At 68.7% G+C, this 21,051-nt stretch carries 20 protein-coding genes; 12 read left to right on the plus strand and 8 right to left on the minus strand.

Annotation, left to right across the window (positions count from 1 at the left end):
- Window positions 1-29 precede the first annotated feature (29 nt).
- The 5 genes from MTE01_RS09445 (at window position 30) to MTE01_RS09465 (ending at window position 4,997) form a co-directional block, all read left to right on the plus strand.
- The gene (locus tag MTE01_RS09445) at window positions 30-590 is read left to right on the plus strand and encodes a hypothetical protein (protein ID WP_141377078.1); all 561 of its coding nucleotides are present in this window, start codon (window positions 30-32) and stop codon (window positions 588-590) included.
- Between the two features lie 137 nt (window positions 591-727).
- Window positions 728-2,014 (plus strand): GAF domain-containing protein, encoded by a 1,287-nt coding sequence (locus MTE01_RS09450; protein WP_141377081.1) that lies wholly within the window; start codon window positions 728-730, stop codon window positions 2,012-2,014.
- A gap of 78 nt (window positions 2,015-2,092) precedes the next feature.
- Complete coding sequence (locus MTE01_RS09455; RefSeq protein WP_141377083.1) at window positions 2,093-2,617, plus strand: hypothetical protein; 525 nt, start codon at window positions 2,093-2,095, stop codon at window positions 2,615-2,617.
- A 276-nt stretch (window positions 2,618-2,893) separates the two neighbouring features.
- Window positions 2,894-4,444, plus strand: coding sequence for an acetaldehyde dehydrogenase ExaC (gene exaC / locus MTE01_RS09460; protein ID WP_141377086.1), 1,551 nt, complete (start codon window positions 2,894-2,896; stop codon window positions 4,442-4,444).
- A gap of 160 nt (window positions 4,445-4,604) precedes the next feature.
- Complete coding sequence (locus MTE01_RS09465) at window positions 4,605-4,997, plus strand: DUF779 domain-containing protein (protein WP_141377088.1); 393 nt, start codon at window positions 4,605-4,607, stop codon at window positions 4,995-4,997.
- Between the two features lie 352 nt (window positions 4,998-5,349).
- On the opposite strand, the gene MTE01_RS09470 is transcribed toward MTE01_RS09465, so the two are convergent.
- From MTE01_RS09470 to MTE01_RS09490, 5 genes are all read right to left on the minus strand, one after another.
- Window positions 5,350-5,955: a response regulator transcription factor gene (locus MTE01_RS09470; protein WP_141377091.1), complete on the minus strand. Its 606-nt coding sequence runs from the start codon at window positions 5,953-5,955 to the stop codon at window positions 5,350-5,352.
- A complete protein-coding gene (locus tag MTE01_RS09475; RefSeq protein WP_141377094.1) occupies window positions 5,952-7,061 on the minus strand; it encodes a sensor histidine kinase in 1,110 nt (369 codons plus the stop codon). The genes MTE01_RS09470 and MTE01_RS09475 overlap by 4 nt, the downstream gene beginning before the upstream one ends.
- Before the next feature lie 19 nt (window positions 7,062-7,080).
- Entirely contained in the window at window positions 7,081-7,878 is a 798-nt protein-coding gene (locus MTE01_RS09480) for an ABC transporter permease (protein ID WP_141377097.1), read from the minus strand.
- A complete protein-coding gene (locus MTE01_RS09485; protein ID WP_141377100.1) occupies window positions 7,875-8,810 on the minus strand; it encodes an ABC transporter ATP-binding protein in 936 nt (311 codons plus the stop codon). Before MTE01_RS09485 ends, MTE01_RS09480 begins: the two co-directional genes overlap by 4 nt.
- Window positions 8,811-8,893: 83 nt before the next feature.
- Window positions 8,894-9,724 (minus strand): class I SAM-dependent methyltransferase, encoded by an 831-nt coding sequence (locus MTE01_RS09490; protein WP_141377103.1) that lies wholly within the window; start codon window positions 9,722-9,724, stop codon window positions 8,894-8,896.
- 101 nt (window positions 9,725-9,825) lie between these two features.
- Between MTE01_RS09490 and MTE01_RS09495 the strand changes: the two genes are divergently transcribed.
- Window positions 9,826-10,767, plus strand: a complete 942-nt coding sequence (locus MTE01_RS09495; protein ID WP_141377106.1) for an ATP-grasp domain-containing protein — start codon at window positions 9,826-9,828, stop codon at window positions 10,765-10,767.
- Window positions 10,760-12,073 (plus strand): O-acetylhomoserine aminocarboxypropyltransferase/cysteine synthase family protein, encoded by a 1,314-nt coding sequence (locus MTE01_RS09500; protein WP_141377109.1) that lies wholly within the window; start codon window positions 10,760-10,762, stop codon window positions 12,071-12,073. The genes MTE01_RS09495 and MTE01_RS09500 overlap by 8 nt, the downstream gene beginning before the upstream one ends.
- A 53-nt stretch (window positions 12,074-12,126) precedes the next feature.
- Here the strand turns inward: MTE01_RS09500 and MTE01_RS09505 are convergent, their stop codons facing one another.
- On the minus strand, window positions 12,127-13,188 hold the full coding sequence (locus tag MTE01_RS09505) for an LLM class flavin-dependent oxidoreductase (RefSeq protein ID WP_218026345.1): 1,062 nt from the start codon (window positions 13,186-13,188) through the stop codon (window positions 12,127-12,129).
- 124 nt (window positions 13,189-13,312) lie between these two features.
- Between MTE01_RS09505 and sfnG the strand changes: the two genes are divergently transcribed.
- Together sfnG and MTE01_RS09515 are read left to right on the plus strand one after the other, a co-directional pair.
- Window positions 13,313-14,446, plus strand: coding sequence for a dimethylsulfone monooxygenase SfnG (sfnG, locus tag MTE01_RS09510; protein WP_141377111.1), 1,134 nt, complete (start codon window positions 13,313-13,315; stop codon window positions 14,444-14,446).
- A gap of 77 nt (window positions 14,447-14,523) precedes the next feature.
- Window positions 14,524-15,564, plus strand: coding sequence for a putative FMN-dependent luciferase-like monooxygenase (locus MTE01_RS09515; protein WP_141377114.1), 1,041 nt, complete (start codon window positions 14,524-14,526; stop codon window positions 15,562-15,564).
- A 69-nt stretch (window positions 15,565-15,633) separates the two neighbouring features.
- Here the strand turns inward: MTE01_RS09515 and MTE01_RS09520 are convergent, their stop codons facing one another.
- Entirely contained in the window at window positions 15,634-16,437 is an 804-nt protein-coding gene (locus MTE01_RS09520; protein WP_141377117.1) for an SDR family oxidoreductase, read from the minus strand.
- On the minus strand, window positions 16,434-17,348 hold the full coding sequence (locus MTE01_RS17345) for an SDR family NAD(P)-dependent oxidoreductase (RefSeq protein WP_141377119.1): 915 nt from the start codon (window positions 17,346-17,348) through the stop codon (window positions 16,434-16,436). The genes MTE01_RS09520 and MTE01_RS17345 overlap by 4 nt, the downstream gene beginning before the upstream one ends.
- Window positions 17,349-17,439: 91 nt before the next feature.
- Here MTE01_RS17345 and MTE01_RS09530 point away from each other — a divergent pair, with 91 nt between their 5' ends.
- The 3 genes from MTE01_RS09530 (at window position 17,440) to MTE01_RS09540 (ending at window position 21,050) form a co-directional block, all read left to right on the plus strand.
- Window positions 17,440-18,039 (plus strand): TetR/AcrR family transcriptional regulator, encoded by a 600-nt coding sequence (locus MTE01_RS09530; RefSeq protein WP_170210669.1) that lies wholly within the window; start codon window positions 17,440-17,442, stop codon window positions 18,037-18,039.
- A gap of 184 nt (window positions 18,040-18,223) precedes the next feature.
- Window positions 18,224-19,855 (plus strand): ABC transporter substrate-binding protein, encoded by a 1,632-nt coding sequence (locus MTE01_RS09535; RefSeq protein ID WP_141377124.1) that lies wholly within the window; start codon window positions 18,224-18,226, stop codon window positions 19,853-19,855.
- Window positions 19,856-19,976: 121 nt separating this feature from the next.
- Window positions 19,977-21,050 carry an ABC transporter permease gene (locus MTE01_RS09540; protein WP_103207537.1) on the plus strand — a complete coding sequence of 358 codons (1,074 nt, stop codon included), beginning with the start codon at window positions 19,977-19,979 and terminating at the stop codon, window positions 21,048-21,050.
- Window position 21,051: the final 1 nt, after the last annotated feature.

The following is a 21,051-nucleotide window of genomic DNA, read 5'->3' on the forward strand; positions in this document are numbered from 1 at the left end:
GGAACGGTTCTCATCGGCAGGCTGGGGCAATGGATGCCACGGACTGCGTGTTTCACGCCCGGGTCGGTCTCGCGCAGGGCACGTCGGCGCTCGTGCCGATGAGCGACCTCGCCGGAATCGCGCCCGAGGCCTATCGAGACGCCTTCGCAAAGTACGACGACACCGCCGAGCGGCGCCGGCTGCGCGACACCGTCATTCCCGGCCTCGACCGGACGTGGACAGAGGTCGTCTTCCTCTCCCCCGTGCACCCGCACGCGATCTGGCAGGCGTGGCTCGAGATCCGGGGGGGTGAGAGGCCCCCAGTGGAGTTCTGGGCCATTCCGGCCGCTGACCTTCCCGATGGCTGTGTCGTGCTGGACCGCACGCTCACCGCCACGGGTGAACCCATCGACCCGCGTGAGGTCCTGCCGTTCGATCGTGCGTCCCATCGAGCGGCACTGACGACGACCCCGCAGAATCGCGCCTGGCTCGAGGATTGCGCGCGCCGAGGGGTGAGCGGGGCCTGGTTCCACGGCATCCCGCATGTCCTGGCTCCGGGGTCCGTCCCGCTCGACCGCGCTCGTGTCGTGTCCTGGGAGGTCGCGCCGTAGCGGGGTGTCTTTCGTGCACCGGGGCGCTCGCTGACCGCCCCAGTGCACGGACTGCGCCCCGGTCGATTCGACCCTCCCGATCGCGGACCACCCGACCTACACTGGGACCCACCTCCGTCACCGCCGATGGGAGTCCCGTGCCCTCTCCATGGTCGCGACCGGCCGTTTCCCCCGAGACCTCGGGGCTGCTGATCGCGCGTGCTCACGACGAGCTCCTCGCCGGCAATGACGACCGGCGCCTCGATGACGTGCGGCCCCTCGTGCAGGATTCGTGGCGGAGGTCGCTGGCATCCTTCGTTGGGCCCGAAGGTCTTCCGCCGCTCGATCTGCCCAGCGGTGAGCTGGAGGCGTACCGCCGCGCTCACCCGCTCGCGGGGGTCATGGACATGGTTCGCTCGTTGCTCCTGCCCGGCACCGCGGAGGAATCAGGAGTGGTCGTGGCGGTGGGCGACGCCGCGGGCCGCCTGCTGTGGGTCGAGGGCGATCGTCATATCCGCGCCCTGACCGGCGATATGGGGTTCGTGGCGGGGGCGAATTGGGCGGAGGATGCCGTGGGCACCTCGGCCCCGGGGACGGCCCTGACCCTCGACAGGTCGGTGCAGATCCGCGGCGCGGAACACTTCAACCGGCTCGTGCAGCCCTGGTCGTGTACCGCGGCGCCCGTTCACGACCCCGAGACGCGCCGGCTGCTCGGCGTGATCGACGTCACCGGAGGGCCCGAGGCGGTGACTCCTCAAGCCCAATTACTGGTGGACGCCACGGCTCGGGCGATCGAGAGCGAGATCCTCGTGGCGAGACTGCGCGCGCGGCAGACTCCTCCCCCGCGTCGATCGGCGCCGGCGAGGGCCCTGCTGCGCATCCTGGGTCGAGACCGTGCCCTGCTGGAGGTCGGCGGCGCGTCCGTCGAACTCAGCGCGCGGCACGCGGAGATCCTGCTACTGCTCGCCGTCCACCGCGAGGGTCTGTCCGCCGAGGCACTGAGTGAGGCGGTGTACGGCCACGCTGCCGTCGAGACGCTGCGGCCCGAAATGGTGAGGCTGCGGCGCGTGCTCGCCCCGGTGGCGCCGCGCCTCGTCCCCACCTCGCGGCCCTACCGGCTTCCCGTGGGCCTCGAAACGGACGCGCAGCACGTGCTGTCGCTGCTCGATCGCGGGGCGCACCGGGTGGCGCTCGCGGCGTATGCGGGCTCGGTGCTCCCCGACTCCGAGGCTCCGGGGGTGGTCGAGGTGCGTGAGTCGGTGCGCTCGACGCTGCGTGAGGCGCTGATCGCCGAAGCGGGGGTGGATGTGCTTCTCGCCTACGCCGAGACCGCCGACGCGCGCGACGACGAGGAGGTGCTGCGCTTGTGTTTGAAGCTGGTGCCCGCCCGCTCACCCAAACGCGCGGGTCTCGTGGCTCGGCTGGCGAGCCTCGAAAGCGCGTGACACTCCGTGCTCCCCCGCGCCACCAGGGGATTTGCTGAGAGCCTCCCCGATGTCGGAGGCCCTCGTTACGCTGACCGTATGGACGAAAAAGCTCTCGACATCTTCTCGGCAGCTCGCGCCCGTCGCGACGTGGGGCGCATCCGCGAGGCACTCGCCGAGGTCAAGGCGGGCGACGTCGCCCGCGTCATCGTCCGCTCGCCCCGCTACGGGCTCTACGCGCTCGAGGGCACTGTGCGCATCGGCGTCGGCGGGCAGCCGCTCGTCGGCGACGTCATCCTCGCCACGAGCGCCGAGATCCAGCGCATCGACCTCGGCATCGAGGCCCCGCAGCCCGCGCTCGAGGCCGACGTGGTCGACCCCTCGACCCTTCCCCACGGCACCCCCGTGCGGGTGACCTTCGTCACCCCGACCCACCAGACCTTCGCGCTGACGGGTCCTATCACGGCCGGCAACGACCGCTTCCTCCTCGTCGGCAGCTGGATCGTCGCCGACGACCGCGCGATCGCGCCACGCGTGCAGAGCATCGAGCGCCTCGACGACGTCGACCTGCACGAGGTCAACGTGCCTCCGCTGCGTTCGGTGCTGGCCGACGCCGACGCGTAGTCGCGCGGCTGCGCCGAGTCTTCGACGCGCAGAACGGATGCCACGGCCTCGGGGTCGTGGCATCCGTCGTTTCGCGGGGTGCGGTGAGGTCGCGAGATCACGTGATCTCGCCGACATCACCCGTCTTGTCGTGTGTTTTTGTCCAGGTCACGTGATCTCGCGCCCTCCGCGGCCACGACGACCCCGTGCAACCCGATGCAACCTCTCCCGGCGTACCGTCGGCGCATCGCCGCCCGAAGCCGACGCGGCGACTCATGACCGTCGAAGGAGACACGCATGACCATCGTCGAAGAAGGCGTCTCGAGCGTCTACGCCGCTCCCGGAACCCGCGGGGCCGTCGCCGAGTACCGTTCGCGGTACGGGCACTACATCGGCGGCGAGTGGGTCGAACCGCACAGCGGCGAGTACTTCGAGAACATCACCCCCGTCACCGGCAAGCCGTTCTGCGAGGTCGCTCGCGGCGACGCGCACGACATCGACCGCGCGGTCGAGGCGGGGTGGAAGGCGTTCGCGTCGTGGAAGAAGACCACCCCGGCCGAGCGCAGCGTCATCCTGAACAAGATCGCCGATCGGATCGAAGAGAACCTCGAGAAGATCGCCGTCGCCGAGACGTGGGAGAACGGCAAGCCGGTACGTGAGACGCTCGCGGCCGACATCCCCCTGACCGTCGACCACTTCCGCTACTTCGCCGGTGTGCTGCGGGCGCAGGAGGGATCGCTCAGCCAGCTCGACGAGAACACCGTGGCTTACCACTTCAACGAGCCGCTGGGTGTGGTGGGTCAGATCATCCCGTGGAACTTCCCGATCCTCATGGCCGCGTGGAAGCTGGCCCCGGCCCTCGCCGCGGGCAACTGCGTCGTGATCAAGCCGGCCGAGCAGACCCCGGCATCTCTCCTGTTCCTCTTCGACATCATCGGCGACCTCCTGCCGGCGGGTGTCGTGAACATCGTGAACGGCTTCGGCATCGAGGCGGGAGCACCGCTCGCCCAGCACAAGCGGATCCGCAAGATCGCCTTCACCGGCGAGACCACGACCGGCCGCCTGATCATGCAGTACGCCTCGCAGAACCTCATCCCCGTCACGCTCGAGCTCGGAGGCAAGAGCCCCAATGTCTTCTTCGAAGACGTCGCTCTGCACAACGACGACGCCTATTACGACAAGGCGCTCGAGGGTTTCACGATGTTCGCGCTGAACCAGGGCGAGGTGTGCACGTGCCCCTCGCGCTCGCTGATCCAGCGGTCGATCTACGACCAGTTCCTCGGCGACGGCCTCGAGCGCGTCAAGAAAGTGCGCCAGGGCAACCCGCTCGACCCCGAGACGATGATCGGCGCGCAGGCCTCGAACGACCAGCTCGAGAAGATCCTGTCGTACATCGACATCGGCAAGCAGGGCGGTGCGAAGCTGCTCACGGGCGGGGAGCGGGTCGACCTCGGCGGCGACCTGTCGGGCGGGTATTACGTCGCGCCGACCGTGTTCGAGGGCACGAACGACATGCGGATCTTCCAGGAGGAGATCTTCGGGCCGGTGCTGTCGGTCACGTCGTTCGACGACTTCGACGACGCGATCTCGATCGCCAACGACACGCTGTACGGCCTGGGCGCCGGTGTCTGGAGCCGCAGCGGCGACACCGCCTATCGCGCGGGCCGGGCCATCGAGGCCGGGCGCGTCTGGACGAACACCTACCACCAGTACCCCGCGCACGCGGCTTTCGGTGGGTACAAGCAGTCGGGCATCGGCCGCGAGAACCACCTCAAGATGCTCGACCACTACCAGCAGACGAAGAACCTGCTCGTGTCGTACGCCGACGGGGCGATGGGCTTCTTCTGAGCTTCCTCCGGAACGTCCCGCTTCGCGCGAGCTCGACGGACTGAACTCGCACGAAGTGGGACACGCAACGTGGCGGACGGTATGCATGTCCCACTTTGTGCGGATCGGGTTCGCGATCTCCGCACGAAGTGGGACATGCCTCAACGAAGGACGGGAACGGATGCCAGAACTCTCCCGCGTGGACGTGACGGATGCCGCGGCCGCGCTGCTGCGCGAGCTGACGGTGAAGCACGGGCCGCTGATGTTCCACCAGTCCGGCGGGTGCTGCGATGGTAGCTCCCCCATGTGTTACCCCGTGGGCATGTTCCTCACCGGGCCTAGCGACGTGCACCTCGGCGACATCGAGGTCGGACTCGACGACCCCGTCGAGGTCTACATGTCGGAGTCGCAGTTCGAGTACTGGAAGTTCACGCACCTGACGATCGACGTCGTTCCGGGACGCGGCGCCGGCTTCTCGGTCGAGGGCCCGACGGGCATGCGGTTCCTCATTCGGTCGCGGATGCTGACGGAGGAAGAGGCGGTGGCGTTCGGGGTGGGCACTCCGTCCGGATGAGGCTTGCCCGCCAGCGCTTGTCACGCAGGGCCGTCACCGAGGCAAGGGTCAGGACGAGAACCGGGACGGCGAGCACCGCGTCCGGAACGAGGTAGGACACCAGAAACCCCGTTGCCGAAGCGCAAGCCACCGCGATCCAGTAAGTGGAATGCCGAGCCGGGTCGATGAGGTATCCCCAGCCCATTCCGAGCAGAGCCGCGAAGACGGTGACGATAAGACTGAGGTCGGGGGTCTCGTGCACGTGGATTCTCCAGGTCCGTGGAGAGGTCAATGTGGCATACCGTGTCCGTCCTCGGCGGGAGAATCACCTTCGGGCGGACGGTATTCACCCGTCCTGTCGCGGCCCGGCCCGCTACAGCCACCCGCGCTCGACCGCGACCCGCACGGCATCCGCCCGATTCCGCCCGCCGGTCTTGCCGATGGCGCTCGACAGGTGGTTCTTCACCGTTCCCTCCGAGAGGTGAACAGTCCGCGCGATGTCGGCGATCGAGCCGCCGTCGCGCGCCGCGGCGAGCACGTCGGTCTCACGTTCGGTCAGGGGTGAGTCGCCCTGCGCCAGCGACTCGGCGGCGAGAGCAGGATCCACCACTCGCAACCCGGCAGACACCCGCCGCACAGCATCGGCGAGCTCGGCTGCGGGGGTGTCTTTCACCACGAACCCCGAGGCTCCTGCTTGCATGGCCCGCGCCAGGTACCCGGGGCGTCCGAAGGTCGTGACGATGAGGGCGCGGCATCCGGGAACCTTCGACCGCAATTCAGTGGCCGCGGCGATCCCGTCGATTCCCGGCATCTCGATGTCGAGCAGGGCGACGGTGGCCCCCGACGTCCGTGCCGCCTCGACCACATGGTCACCGCGACCCACCTGGGCGACGACCTCGATGTCGGATTCGAGTCCCAGCAGGGCGGCGAGGGCCCCGCGGACGAGAGCTTGATCGTCGGCGATGAGCAGTCGGATCACCAGGCCACCTTCACTCTGAATCCTCCGAGGTCGCTGCGGCCGATCGTCAACCGTGCCCCCGAACTCTCGACACGTTCCCGAAGCCCGGTCAGACCCGAACCGGTGGATGCCGTGGACGCCGGGCCGCAACCGTCGTCGGCGACCTCGATGGAGCGGTTGTCGAGTCGCACGCGGCAGGCGTTCGCTCCGGAATGGCGGACCACGTTGGTCACGGCTTCTCGAACGACCCAGCCGGCGAGTTCACGCCGGTCGGCGGGAACCTGGTCGGTGGAGCCGGGGAGGTCGGCGGACACTCCCGCGCTCTCGAGCGCCGCTCGCGCCGCGGCGAGCTCGCCGCTGATGCTCACGCCCCGGTAACCGTGAACCGTCGCCCGCACGTCGGCCAGCGCTCCCCGCGACAGCTCCTCGATCTGGCCGATCTCGTCACGGGCGGCCGGGGAGCCGGCATCCATTAGTCGTCCCGCCAATTCGGCCTTGACGGTGATCACGGTGAGCGAGTGTCCGAGGATGTCGTGTACATCGCGGGCGACCCGTCCGCGTTCGCGCTCGGCGGCGAGTTCGGCGATCTGCTCTTGCGCGTCGCGGAGACGCTCGAGGGTCGAGATGTTCTCGACGAAGCTGAACATCATGATCGAGATCGAGAGGATGATCGCCGAGTTCACGACGTTCGACAACGCGTCGGCGCCCATCGCCTCGCCGACGACGAACGACAGAGCGCTGAGGGCCGGGACGAACAGCCAGGTCGTCCGCCGGCCCATCGCCGAGACGGCGAACGCGACGCCGACGAACGTCCACATCCAACGGATGTCGGCGCCGAGCCACGGCAGCAGCGCGAGGCTCAGCGCGAAGAGCACTACCGTCGGCAACAGCCGGTGCAGTCGCGACGCGGTGACGCGGGCGTAGGGAACCGTCGCCATGAACACGGCGGCGAACGCGACCACGATCCCTGTGCCCACGAGGTGACCCGCAACGCTCGGACCCTCCCACAATTCGACGAGGACCGGGAAGGTCCAGATCAGCGAAATCGACGCCCCGATGAACCAGCCGCGGCGGAACGGACGGCGGCCCGGAACGCGGGTGCGCTCCGGGCCGGTCGTCGTGCTCACGTCGTTCACCCTAGGCGCGTCAGCCGCGACGCGTGTCGCGACGGAAGAAGTACACGGTTCCGGCGACGAACACCGCGAGCCAGACCACCGCGTTGATCAGGGCGCCGAGATCGAATCCGTCACCGGTGAGGGGCGAACGGGCGAGCTCGCCGATGCCGTACACCGGCGTCAGCTTGCCAATGACCTGGAGAAAGTCGGGCATCGACGACAGCGGGAAGAACAGTCCGCCGAGGAACGACAGCAGCACCACCGCGAGGCTCGTGATCTGCGCCGCGTTCTCGCCCGGCACCATGTACCCGACCATGAGACCGAGCGTCGTGAAGACGGCGCCGGCGAGCACCCAGGCCGCCAGGCCCGTGACGATCCACTGCGCCGGGGCGAGCTGAACACCGGCGCCGGCGGCGACCGCGTACGTCGCGATCACGGCGATGAGGCCGAACATCATGCCCGCGAGCATCTTCACCACGACGTTCGCGACGGGGTTGAGGGGCGTGAGCCGCAGCTGGCGCGACCAACCCTGCGCGCGCTCGACCGCGACCGATGCCCCGGTCTGGGTCGCCGACATCATGGTTCCGTACATCGCCATCGAGACCATGATGTACGCGGCCACCGACACTCCCCCGGCCGCCAGCGGGGTGTCCGTGAGCGGCACGTCCAGCGTCTGGAACCCGACGATGAAGAACATCAGCACGGGGAACGCGACGGTGAAGAGGATGCTCCGAGGATTCCGCAGCTTGCGCACCAGCTCGATGCGCAGATAGGTCAGGGTGAAGCCGCCGAAGGCGGGGACCGGGCGGTCGAGGGCGATGGCGGTCATCGAAGTGATCCATTCAAGGCGAGGCCGGATGCCGAGGGCTCGGCGGTGAGAGTCAAGAAGACGCTCTCGAGGTTCTGCGCGGTGATCTCCAGATCGCGCGCCGTGGTCGTGCTGAGCAGGTGCCGGGCGAGGGCGTCGGAGTCCCGCGTGCGCACCGAGACGCGCTCGCCGTTGGCCTCGACCGAGTCGACGCCGGGCAGCGCCGCGAGCGCCGTGAGGTCGGCATCCGGAAGCGTCGCCTGAACCACACGACCCGAGACGAGGTTCTTGATCTCGGTGGTGCTGCCGTCGGCCACGATCTGCCCGCCTCGCATGAGCACGATGCGGTCGGCGTACTCGTCGGCCTCGTCGAGATAGTGCGTGGCGAACATCACGGTGCGTCCGCGCGCGGCATCCGCTCGAATCGCGCTCCAGAACGAGCGGCGCGCCTCGACGTCCATGCCGGTGGTGGGCTCGTCGAGGATCAGCAGCGCCGGGTCGCTCACGAGCGCCATCGCGAAGCGCAGCCGCTGCTGCTCGCCGCCCGAGCACAGGCCCACCTTGCGGCGGGCGAGATTCCGGATGCCGGCACGCTCGAGCGCCTCGTCGACGGGACGCTTCTCGGCGAACAGGCTCGCCGTGAGCTCCACCGTTTCTCGCACGGTCAGGTCTTTCAGCAGTCCGCCCGACTGGAGGACGGCGGAGACGAGACCGCGGGCGACGGCGCCGCGAGCGGTGTGGCCGAACACCTCGATGCTGCCGGCGTCGGGGTTCGTGAGGCCGAGGATCATGTCGATCGTGGTGGTCTTGCCCGCGCCGTTCGGGCCGAGGAAGGCCACGATCTCGCCCGGTCGGACGGTGAGGTCGACGCCGCGCACGGCGTGGACGGAGCCGAAGCTCTTGACGACGCCCCGCGCGTCGATCGCGGCGGGGATGGGGGTGGAGGAGGTCATGACTTCATGCTGGCCTCGGCACGCTCGCCGCACATCGGACGGCTGTCACCATTCAGAGGTGACGTTCGTCATGGGTGAATCCGTTACGCCACCTTCGTCGCCCGAATCGTGTAGCTGAGCGGCGCGACCGACGGCTGCTGCGTCAGCGCGTACTCGCCGTCCGCGCGCTCGGTCATGCGGCCGGGCAGCGCTTCCCACGGCACGCTGTCGTGCTCGACCAGGGTGTCGAGGCGCAGCCCGCGCGCGAGCAGGGCCGTGACGATCTCGCCGAGGCCGTGGTTCCACTCGTACGTCTTCGTCGCGGTCAGCGGTGCCGACACATCGACGTAGGTGCTGCCGTCGTCCCACGCGAGAGGCGCCGTCTGCTCGAAGTACGGGAAGGCCAGCGTCAGACCGGGCTGCTCCTCGTCCATGGACCACAGGATCGGGTGACATTCCCGCAGGTGCAGGGTGCCTCCGGGGGCGAGCAGGTCGTTCACCACCCCCGCCCAGTCCTCGATGGACGGTAGCCAGCAGAGGGCGCCGATGCCCGTGTACACGAGGTCGAAGCTCTCGCGCGGCAGGACGGTGGCGGCATCCCGCACATCTGACTGGACGAATGCGGCCTCGACTCCCGCCTCGGCAGCGAGCCGCCGGGCCTCGGCGACGGCGTTCTCGGAGAAATCCAGTCCGGTCACCTGTGCGCCCAGGCGTGCGAGCGACAGGGTGTCGGTGCCGATGTGGCACTGCAGGTGCACGGTGCGCCGCCCCGCGATATCGCCCAGCAGCGGCAGGTCGAAGCGCACGACGTCCGACAGCGCCTCGCGGTCGTCCACATAGCGCTGGATGCCGTAGCCCGAGCCGTCGCGGGCGGCGTGCAGCGTCGCACGCTCGTTCCAGTTGGCGCGGTTCGCGTCGATGTAGTCGGAGGTCATGGCATCCCTTTCCCGAGATCGAGCCTAGGGATGCCATGACCCGGTGTCGCCACATGACGCGGTGCGGGCGCGATGTCGGAGGTGCGGGTTAGCCTGGCGGCATGTCGGGCAAGGTCTATGTCATCCACGAGAACTCCCAGTGGATTCCGCCGTTCGCGGCGGCGTTCGAGGCGGAGGGCGTGCCGTTCGAGGAGTGGCTGCTCACCGACGGGTCGATCGACCTCGCGGTCGAGCCTCCGGAGGGAGTGTTCTGGTCGCGGTTGAGCGCATCGGCGCACACGCGCGATCACGCGCACAGCAAGGAGTTCGGTCGGGCCGTGTTGCGGTGGCTGGCGTCGTGGGGACGAACGGTCATCAACGGTGCCGACGTTCTCGAGCTCGAGGTCAGCAAGGTCGCGCAGCATGCCGCCCTGCGTCACGCGGGTATCGACGTCCCGCGCACCGTCGCCGTCTTCGGCACCGACGATCTCGTCGCCAAGGCGCGGGAGTTCGGGGCGCCCTTCATCAGCAAGCACAATCAGGGCGGAAAGGGCCTCGGCGTTCGCCGCTGGGACTCCCTTGCCGAGTTCGCGGCGTGGGTCGACGGTCCCGACTTCGAACCCTCCCCCGACGGCATCACCCTCCTGCAGGAGTTGCTGGTCGCGCAGACGCCGTTCATCACGCGCGCCGAGTTCGTCGCCGGTGATTTCGTCTACGCGGTTCGCGTCGACACGAGCGCGGGCAGCTTCGAGCTCTGCCCGGCCGAGGCCTGCGCGATCCCGGGCGCCGACGGGGTCGAGCCCGAGCCGCTGTTCCGGCGTCGTGACGACGTCGATCCGGCGCTCATCGACCGCTACCTCGCCTTCCTCGCGGCAGAAGGCGTGGGCATCGCGGGCATCGAGTTCATCGAGACGCGCGACGGTCGGACCGTCACCTACGACGTGAACACCAACACCAACTACAACCCCGACGTCGAGGCGACCGCGCCGCGCTCCGGGCCGCGCGAGATCGCTCGCTGGCTCGGCTCGCTGCTGCCCAAAGAAGCGGTCGGTCTTCGTGGCTGAGGCCGCTCCCCCGCACTCCGATTGGCAGGGCTTCGGCTTCGCCACGCGCCAAGTGCACGCGGGCGAGGTCGAAGACCTGACGCACGGCTCGCGCATCACACCGGTGCACCTGTCGGCCGCCTACCGGTTCGACTCGTTCCAAGAGGCGACCGACCGGTTCGCGGGAGCCGATCTCGGCCACCTCTACTCGCGCAACGCCAACCCCACCAACCAGGTGGCTGAGGCGCGATTGGCCTCGCTCGAAGGCGGTTCGGGTGCGATCGTCGTCGGCTCGGGCCAGGCGGCGATCACCATCGCCCTGCTCGGTCTCGCCGGCAGCGGCGAGCACATCGTCTCGACCGCGAGCATCTACAGCGGAACGCGCGTCCTCTTCGACCGCACCTTCGCCCGCATGGGCGTGACCGTCGAGTACGTCTGGGACCCCGCGGACGACGCCGAATGGGACGCCCTGATCCGCCCCGAGACGAAGGCGATCTTCACCGAGACGCTGCCGAACCCCAAGAACGACGTGGTCGACATCGCCGCCGTCGCGCGCGTCGCGCGTCGGCACGGCATCCCTCTGATCGTCGACAACACCATCGCGACGCCGTTCCTGATCCGCCCGATCGAGCATGGAGCCGACATCGTCGTGCACTCGGCGACGAAGTTCCTCTCGGGACACGGCGCGAACCTCGCGGGCGCGGTGGTCGATGGGGGGACGTTCGATTGGGTGGCATCCGCTCGGTCCTATCCCTCCCTCACCGACACGGCCATCGCCGGACACGCGTCGTTCATCGATGCGTTCGGGCCGCGCGCGTTCGAGCTGTCGTTACGGTTCGGCATCGCGAACGACACCGGGCCGGCGCTCTCGCCGCTCAACGGCTTCCTGCTGCAGCAGGGCATGGAAACCCTGTCGGTGCGCATGCGCCAGCACCTCGCGAGCGCCCGCACGGTCGCTGAGTGGCTGGAGGAGCACGCCTCCGTCGAGAGCGTCGACTACGCGGGCCTGCCCTCGCACCCGCAGCACGCGCTCGCGGTGCGCGATTACGGAGGTCTCTCGGGTTCGGTGTTCTCGTTCACCGTGCGCGGGGGTCGTCCCGCAGCCGAGCGGTTCTTCGACGCCCTGCGGTTGTTCAGCCGCATGACCAACATCGGCGACACGCGGTCGATGGCCCTGCACCCCGCGACCACGACGCACCTGGGCTTCACGCAAGAGACGCGCGATCGCCTCGGCATCGGCGATGGTCTCATCCGGTTGTCGATCGGCCTCGAAGACGCCGAGGACCTCATCGCCGACCTCGATCAGGCCCTGCGCGCGGCGAGCTGAGTCCGCACGCCCACGCGCGCCTCACCGGGTGAGCCCGCCGCCGCGGCGCGAGATCAGGCGTCGCGCTGCGCCTCCAGGCGCCGGACGCGCGGGATCACCTCGGCGGCGAAGCGCTGCAGCTCGGGCAGGTGCGGCGAGAACTGCAGCAGCAGCGTCGACACCCCCACGTTCGCGAACGCCACGATGCGTTCCGCCACCTGGTCAGGGGTTCCGACGAGGTTCGGCCGCAGGCCGCGGTTCGAGACCGAGTACTCCTTGAGGTCGACCTGGGTGTCGAGCTTCGACTTGCTCACGAAGTCCTGGTACGAGCCGTACGCCGCTCCCCCGCGGACGTCGGTGATGCGGTCGATCTCTGCCTGGGCCTCTTCCTCGGTGTCGCGAACGATCGCGTAGGCGGCCATGCCGAAGGCCTCGAACGGGGTCGCGCCGGCCTCGGACCGACGACGACGCATGTCGGCGACCTTCGTCTCGAGCTCCTTGAGGGTGCCGCCGTGAGTGAGGTAGGCGTCGGCGAACCGCGTGATGGAGGTGCGCCCGGCCTCGCTCTCGCCCCCGGCGTAGAGGCGCGGCGTCACGCGGGGCTTCGGCTCGAGGTAGGTGCCCTCGGTGCGGTAGTACTCGCCCTCGTAGGCGAACGGCGTCTCGGACCACAGTCCGCGCAGCACCTCGACCCACTCGATCGTGCGGGCGTAGCGGTCGTCGTGGGCGCTGAACAGGCCGTCGTACTGCTTGGCCTCCTCGGCCCACCAGGCCGACACGACGTTGAGGGTGAACCGGCCGCCGCTGATCTCGTCGATCGTCGCGGCCTGCTTCGCGGTGTGGAACGGGTTGTGGAAGCCGGGGCGAACGGCGGTCATCAGCTCGAGCTTCGACGTCACCGCGGCGAGACCAGCCGTCACGGCCCAGGCGTCGAGCGACGGCGCCTCGACGCCCTTGATGTCGTTGAGGTTGAGCTCGGGAATCAGCGTCAGGTCGAACCCACCCTCTTCGGCGACGCGGGCGATCTCGGCGACGTGCGCGAACGACACGGGGGTCTGCTCGTCGTCGACGTTGCGCAGCCATCCGCCGAAGATCGGGGTCCAGTAACCGAAACGCACGCGCTGGGGGGAGGTCATGGCTCCATCCTCGCCCGGTCGATGAGGCCCGGCGTCACGCGGCGACATGGTCCGTCATATGTCGTTGACGCCTCGGCCGAGCGGTGCGACGGTATCCGGGTTCCGATCCCGCCAGGAGGACCCCATGACCGACACCACGCCCACCCACGAGCCGCTGAAGTTCGCCTACTGGGTGCCCAACGTCAGCGGCGGTCTCGTCATCAGCTCGATCGAGCAGCGCACCGACTGGGGCTACGACTACAACGTGAAGCTCGCTCGCACCGCCGAGCGGGTGGGGTTCGAGTACGCCCTGAGCCAGGTGCGGTACGCCTCGAGCTACGGTGCCGCGCAGCAGCACGAGTCCACCTCGATCAGCCTCGCGCTGCTGCTGGCCACCGAGAAGCTCAAGGTCATCTCGGCGATCCACCCCGGGATCTGGCATCCGGCGGTCCTGGCGAAGTTCATCAACACCGCCGATCAGTTCTCGCACGGGCGTGCGGCGGTCAACGTCGTCAGCGGATGGTTCAAAGACGAGTACACCGACCTCGGCCTCGAGTGGCTCGAGCACGATGAGCGGTACGAGCGCGCGGCCGAGTTCATCCAGGTGCTGCGCGGGTTGTGGACGCAGGAGAAGTTCTCGTTCCACGGGAAGTACTACGACATCACCGACTTCACCCTGCGCCCGTTCCCGTACGAGGTGCCGGGACGCACTCACCCCGACATCTTCCAGGGCGGCAACTCCACGGCGGCGCGGTTCAACGGCGGCGCGTACTCCGACTGGTACTTCTCGAACGGTAAGGACTTCGACGGCTTCACCGAGCAGTACGACGACGTCACGCGCATCGCCGCCGAGCACGGGCGCCGCACGCGCTTCGGGCTCAACGGCTTCGTCATCCAACGCGACTCCCGCGCCGAGGCGGAGGCCCAGCTGCGCGAGATCATCGCCCACGCCGACGGCGGGGCGGTCGACGGGTTCCGCAAGAGCGTCCAGGAGGCCGGCGCCTCCACGAAGGACGGCAAGGGGATGTGGGCCGACTCGACCCTCGACGACCTCGTGCAGTACAACGACGGCTTCCGCACGCAGCTGTTCGGCGACGCTCAGCAGATCGCGGAGCGCATCATCGAGTACAAGAAGCGGGGGGTCGACCTGTTCCTGCTCGGCTTCCTGCACTTCCAGGAGGAGCTCGAGCGCTTCGGCGAGACGGTGATCCCGATCGTGCGCGAGATCGAGGCCGACCTCGCCCGCACCGGCGACCCGATCGAGGTCGCGACGCGCTGACGACGGCCGCGAGCCCGCGGATCCGTCTTAGCCTGGAGGGACATTCCTTGACGGGCATAGGACGGTGAGGCTTCGACATGAGCGGCGCACGACTCGGTTTCTTCACGAGACTCCTGGATGCCGGCACCGACGGCGAGCGATACCACCGGGCGCTCGCGCAGGTACGCGCCGCCGAGCGGCACGGCTTCGCGTCGCTCTGGGTGGCTCAACACCACTTCGACCGCGACGAGGGTGGGCTGCCGTCGCCCTTCGCGTTCCTGGCGGCAGCGGCGGTGCAGACCGAGCGGATCGCCCTCGGCACCGGCATCGTGACCCTGCCCCTCGACGATCCGATACGCGTCGCCGAGGATGCGGCCGTCGTCGATGCGCTCAGCGACGGCCGGGTGCAGCTGGGGATCGGAACGGGCGGGACGCCGGGCTCGTTCGCCGCGTTCGAGCGCTCCTCCGATGACCGACGCCAAATCCAGGCCGCGCACCTGAAGGTCCTGCGCGACGCCTTCGCCGGGCGCGGCATCCGCGGCACCGATTCGCGCCTGAATCCCGCTGCGTCACAGCTGGGCGGGCGCCTGTGGCAGGCGACCTTCTCGGTCGAGGGCGGCCGCAGGGCGGGCGCCGACGGAGATGGGCTGCTGCTCTCGCGCACCCAACCACGCGACGAGAGCGTGCCACTGCACGCGGTACAGGTGCCGATCGTCGAGGCCTATCTCGCCGCTCTGCCCGCGGGCGTGACGCCGCGCATCCTCGCCTCGCGGACGGCGGTGGTGGTGGATGCCGAGAACCTCGACGCCACGTGGAGCGCGGCCGAGCCCGGTGTGCGACGCCTGACGCGTACATTCCTCAAGCGGAATATGGACGGTGAACTGCGCGACCTCGCGCGCCAGACCGACACGCACCTCGGAACCGTCGAGCAGGTAACCGCCTCACTGACCGCCGATGAGACCCTCGCGCTGGCCACCGACGTCGCGTTCCAGGTGCACTCCGTCGATCCTGCGCACGAGATCACGCTGCGCTCGATCGAGCTGCTGGCGACCGAGGTCGCGCCGCGCGTGGGGCTGCGCACGGGCGCCGAGGCGGCGGAGGAGCTGCGGGCCCTGGGGTCGCCGCCACTCCCCCGCTGACAGGGAGCTGCGTGATGGACGGCGCACGGAGACGCGGGTGGACGCCCGGAGCGACGCCCACCCGCACGGTCAATCGAAGACGCGAGGTCCGCGGATCACGGCGTCGGCGCCGCCGTCGATGAACACCACCTGACCCGTGATGTGGGCGTTGGGGGCGTCCGAGAGCCAGGCCAGCACCTCGGCGATCGCCTCGGGTCGAGCCGGTCCGGCCAGCGGCATCGGCACGACCTGCATGAGCGCGTCGCGTCCCTCGGCCGTGGCGAGCAGAGGCTCGGTCATGGGCGTCAGGATGATGCCGGGTCCGACCGCGTTGAGCGGGATTCCGGATGCCGCCCACTCGGGCGTCACCGCCCGTTCGCGCACCCACTCCGCGATCGCGCGTTTCGTCGACGGGTAGATGAGATCGCCCTGGTTCTCACCGACGAGCTCGTCGGCGCGGGCGACCGCGGCATCCTCGTCGCCCGCACGGAGCAGATCGACGAGTTCGGCGTCGTTCTGCTGAAGGGCCGAGAACGAGGCCACCACGACGGCGCGCGGTGCGGGCGAGTTCCGCAGGAGCGGAAGGAGCTCCTCGAGAGTCGCGATCGCGCCGAAGTAGTTGACCCGCACCGTGAGAGACGTGGGCAGGGCCACGCCCGCGACGGCGATGACGGCGTCGACGGTGTCGCCGACCGCCCCGCGAACCGCGTCGGCGACGGACCGGCGACCCTCCCCGGTCGACAGGTCGGCATCGATGTCACTGCCGCGCAGGTCGATCCCGATCACGCGATGCCCGCGCGAGCGCAGGAGGGCGGCGGTGGCCGCGCCGATTCCGGATCCTGCCCCGGTGACGACGTAGGAGCGGGGCGTCGTGCCCTCCGATGCCGCCGTCACGGGACGAGCGCGAACTCGGCGACCATCGACTCGGGGACCGCGTAGCCCTCGAGGTCGCGGATACGGTCGATGTGGGCGGCGACGTCGTCGGCGGTGGCGACCGGCTCGTCGTGAGCGACGTGCCATCCCGGAGCGACGCCCATGAAGACGCGGGCATAGCGTCCCCGCGCGATCGAGTACAGCTCGCGGGTCGCGGTGTTCTGTTCGCTGGCGAGGTACGCGACCATCGCGGTGATCATCTCGGGCTCGCCGTGGGCGGGGGTCGTCGGCATTCCGACGAACTGCTCCGCATTCATGTCGGCCTGCATGCGACTGTTCGCGGCGGGGAGGATCGTGTTGACCAGGATGCCGTGCGGCTTTCCTTCGAGGGCGACGACATTCGCGAGGCCGAAGACGGCCCCCTTGGCGGCGGCGTAGTTCGCCTGCTGAATGGAGCCGAAGAGTCCGGCCGCCGAGGACGTGAAGACGATGCGGCCGTAGCCGTTGTCCCGCATGACCTCGAACGCCGGTTGAGTGACGTGGAACGCGCCCTTGACGTGCACGGCGAGCAGCGACTCGACGGATTCGGGCGAGAGGTCCGTGAAAGGAGCGTTGCGGATGTTGCCGGCGTTGTTGACGAGGATGTCGACGCGGCCGAAGGCGTCGAGCGCGGTCTCGACGATTCCTCTTCCCCCCTCGGGCGTGGCAACCGAGTCGTAGTTGGCGACGGCGTCACCGCCGGCGGCCTGGATCTCGGCGACCACGTCGTCGGCCATCGCGGTGCCGCCGTTCGCGCCGGAGATGTCTCCGCCGAGGTCGTTGATGACCACCTTGGCCCCTCGTCGAGCGATTTCGAGCGCGTGGGCTTTCCCCAGTCCTCCGCCGGCACCGGTGACGATGGCCACTCTGCCTGCGAACGAAATTTCGGACATGTTGTTCTCCTTTGAAGCTGAGCGATGCGCTGTGTGGCGTAGTCTGCCACTACGCATATGTGTGTCACTAGAGAGGCGGCATACTTGGCCCATGTCCGAAAGCCGTCTTCCGCCCGCGCCGACGCTGCGTGAGCGGCGCCGCATCGAGACGATGGCCCTCATCGAGGCCGCTGCGGCAGACCTCTTCGAGGCGCAGGGCTACGAGCAGACGACCGTGGAGCAGATCGCCGACCGAGCGGGGATCTCGATGCGCACGTTCTACCGGCACTGCCCGAGCAAGGACGGCACGCTGGTGGGCGAACTGGCCGATGGTCCCGCGACGTTCATCCGACACCTCGCCGCTCATCTGCCGGGGCCGCTGCTCTCGGCCGTGGTCGAGGGGTTCGCGGAGTCGACCGCCGTGGAGCCCGAGATGCGCCGCAGACTGACCCGAATCATCGTGCAGACACCGGCGTTGCGCGCGTCGTGGCTCGCCGCCGGGCGTCAGGCACAGGACGACCTCGTCGAGTTGTTCCGGCGCGAGCGTCCCGAGCTGGGGCCCCTCGCCGTGCGCGGGTTGGCCGCGGCGACGATCGCGTCCTTGACGATGGCCGTCGAGTCCTGGGCGCTCGGAGAGTCCCCCACGGCCCGGGAGGCCGCCGTCGAGGCCCTGGGTGCGATCGCACCGGCGCTCGCGGGGCCCTTGCCCTGAATTGCCTTCGGGAGCGCTCCCGCCCGGAACATGTCCGAACCCGAAATACGCACACCGGAAGATATTCGAGGTTTCGTTATCGTAAAAAGACGGGCAAAGAGTTGGTGTGCGGGCTGCTGAAGACCAAGATGTCCCAAGGACCGCGGCATCTGTCGCGATTGACACTTCACAGCAGAGGTAATTCATGACACTGCACAACAGTGGACGCGGCCGTCTCGGCCTCGCTCTCGGCGCTCTCGGCGCGTCGGCCCTCGTTCTGGCGGGCTGCACGACCACGACCGGGGGCGGCTCCTCGGACGGCGGATCGACCGACCCGCTCGTCATCGGCACCACCGACAAGATCACCTCGATCGACCCGGCCGGCTCGTACGACAACGGCTCGTTCGCCGTCATGACGCAGATCTACCCCTTCCTCATGAACAGCCAGTACGGCACGTCCGAGGTCACTCCCGACATCGCCGAGTCGGCCGAGTTCACCTCGCCGACCGAGTACACGGTCAAGCTCAAGTCCGGCCTGAAGTTCGCGAACGGCCACGACCTGACGTCGTCCGACGTGAAGTTCTCGTTCGACCGCCAGGTCGCCATCAACGACCCGAACGGCCCCGCATCGCTGCTGGGCAACCTCGACAGCGTCGCCACTCCCGACGACACCACCGTCGTCTTCACCCTCAAGAACGGCAACGACCAGGTCTGGCCCCAGATCCTGTCGAGCCCCGCCGCGCCGATCGTCGACGAACAGGTCTTCTCGGCCACCGCCGTCACCTCCGACGACACCATCGTCGAGGGCAAGGCCTTCGCCGGTCAGTACACGATCGATTCGTACAAGCCCAACGAGCTCATCTCGTACAAGCCGTACGCGGACTACATGGGGTCCCTCCCCAAGGCTGCCAACGGTGGCATCTCGACCAAGTACTACGCCGACTCGTCGAACCTCAAGCTCGACGTGCAGTCGGGTGCGATCGACGTGGCCTACCGCAGCCTCAGCGCGACCGACGTCGCCGACCTGCAGAAGGACGACGCGGTCAAGGTCGTCGACGGCCCCGGCGGAGAGATCCGCTACATCGTCTTCAACTTCGACACCATGCCCTACGGCACGAAGACGGCCGACGCCGACCCCGCCAAGTCGCTCGCGATCCGCCAGGCCGCGGCCGACCTCGTCGACCGCCAGGCCATCGCGACCGACGTGTACAAGGACACCTACTCGCCGCTGTACTCCTACGTTCCGCAGGGTCTCGCGGGCGCCAACGAGGCGCTCAAGGACATGTACGGCGACGGCAACGGCAAGCCCGATGCCGCCAAGGCCAAGGCGACTCTCGAGGCCGCCGGTCTCACGACGCCCGTCACGCTGAACCTTCAGTACAACGGCGACCACTACGGCCCCTCGTCGGGCGACGAGTACGCCGCGGTCAAGGCGCAGCTCGAGAAGGACGGCCTGTTCACGGTCAACCTCGCTCAGACCGAGTGGGTGCAGTACACGAAGGACCGCAAGGCCGACGCGTACCCCGCGTACCAGCTCGGCTGGTTCCCCGACTACTCGGATGCCGACAACTACCTCACCCCGTTCTTCTCGAAGGACAACTTCCTGCTGAACCACTACGACAACGCCGAGGTCCAGAAGCTGCTCGTCGACCAGGCGACGCAGACCGACAAGACCACGCGCGAGTCGGAGATCGGCGAGATCCAGGACAAGGTGGCCGCCGATCTGTCGACGCTGCCGCTGCTCCAGGGCAAGCAGGTCGCGATCGTGGGCTCGAGCGTCGAGGGCGCCGTCCTCGACGGGTCGTTCAAGTTCCGTTACGCACCGCTGCACAAGTAAGACCGAATCGGCGCCTCGCGCGGTTCCGCACGCTCAACGACCGAGGGTCACGTACCCTCGGTCGTTGGGCGAGAGCGGTGCGACGAGGCGCCGTTCCCCCTTCGAGTGAGGTCTCTCCCGTATGGTCACCGCCGTCGACGCTGCCGACATCGCCAAACCCGTCGCCCCCAGGGGCGGAGGACTGTGGCGCTACATCCTGGTCCGTCTGCTCCTGATCATCCCGACGGTGTTCATCCTCGTCACCGTGGTGTTCGTGCTCATGCGCATCACGGGCGACCCGATCACCGCCGCCCTCGGCGGCCGCCTTCCGCCTGATCAGCTCGCGGAGCGGATCGCCCAGGCCGGCTACGACCGCCCGTTGATCGTGCAGTACTTCGAGTACATCGGCGGGATCCTCCGCGGCGACTTCGGCACGACGCTGACCGACAACCGTCCGGTGATCGAGATCCTGCTGCAGTACGGATCCGCCACTCTCGAGCTCGCGATCTACGCGCTCTTCGTGGCGCTGCTCATCGGCATCCCGTTCGGCCTGCTCGCCGCCTACAAGCGCGACCGCTGGCCCGACGCGACCCTGCGCATCGGTGCGATCCTCGGGTATGCGACGCCGATCTTCTTCGTCGGTCTGCTCCTGAAGCTCGTCTTCTCGGTGTGGCTGAGCGTCCTGCCGGTCGCCGGGCGCGCGAGCACCCGTACCGAGCTCAAGTTCGCCTCGATCGAGAACCCCACCGGCATCTACCTGCTCGATGCGATCCGTCTGGGCGACGGCGCTGCCGCGGGCGACGTGCTGATCCACGCGATCCTGCCCGGTGTGGCTCTCGGCATCCTGACCGCGGGAATCTTCCTCCGTCTGGTCCGCACCAACGTCATCGGCACCCTGGGTGCGCAGTACGTCACCTCGGCGCGTTCGCGCGGCGTGGGGGAGTACCGTCTGGTCACCAAGCATGCCTACCGCCCCGCGCTCATCCCGATCATCACGGTCATCGGTCTGCAGATCGCTCTGCTGCTGTCGGGCGCCGTGCTGACCGAGACCACCTTCGAGTGGAAGGGCCTCGGCTTCATGCTCAGCGAGTACCTGAAGGCGCGCGACTTCGTCGCCGTCCAGGGCATCGTCGTGATCATCGCCGTGCTGGTCGCCTTCACCAACTTCCTGGTCGACGTCATCGCGGCGATCATCGACCCGCGAGTGAGGTACTGAC

It is taken from the genome of Microbacterium testaceum (assembly GCF_006539145.1).
GTDB lineage: Bacteria > Actinomycetota > Actinomycetes > Actinomycetales > Microbacteriaceae > Microbacterium > Microbacterium testaceum.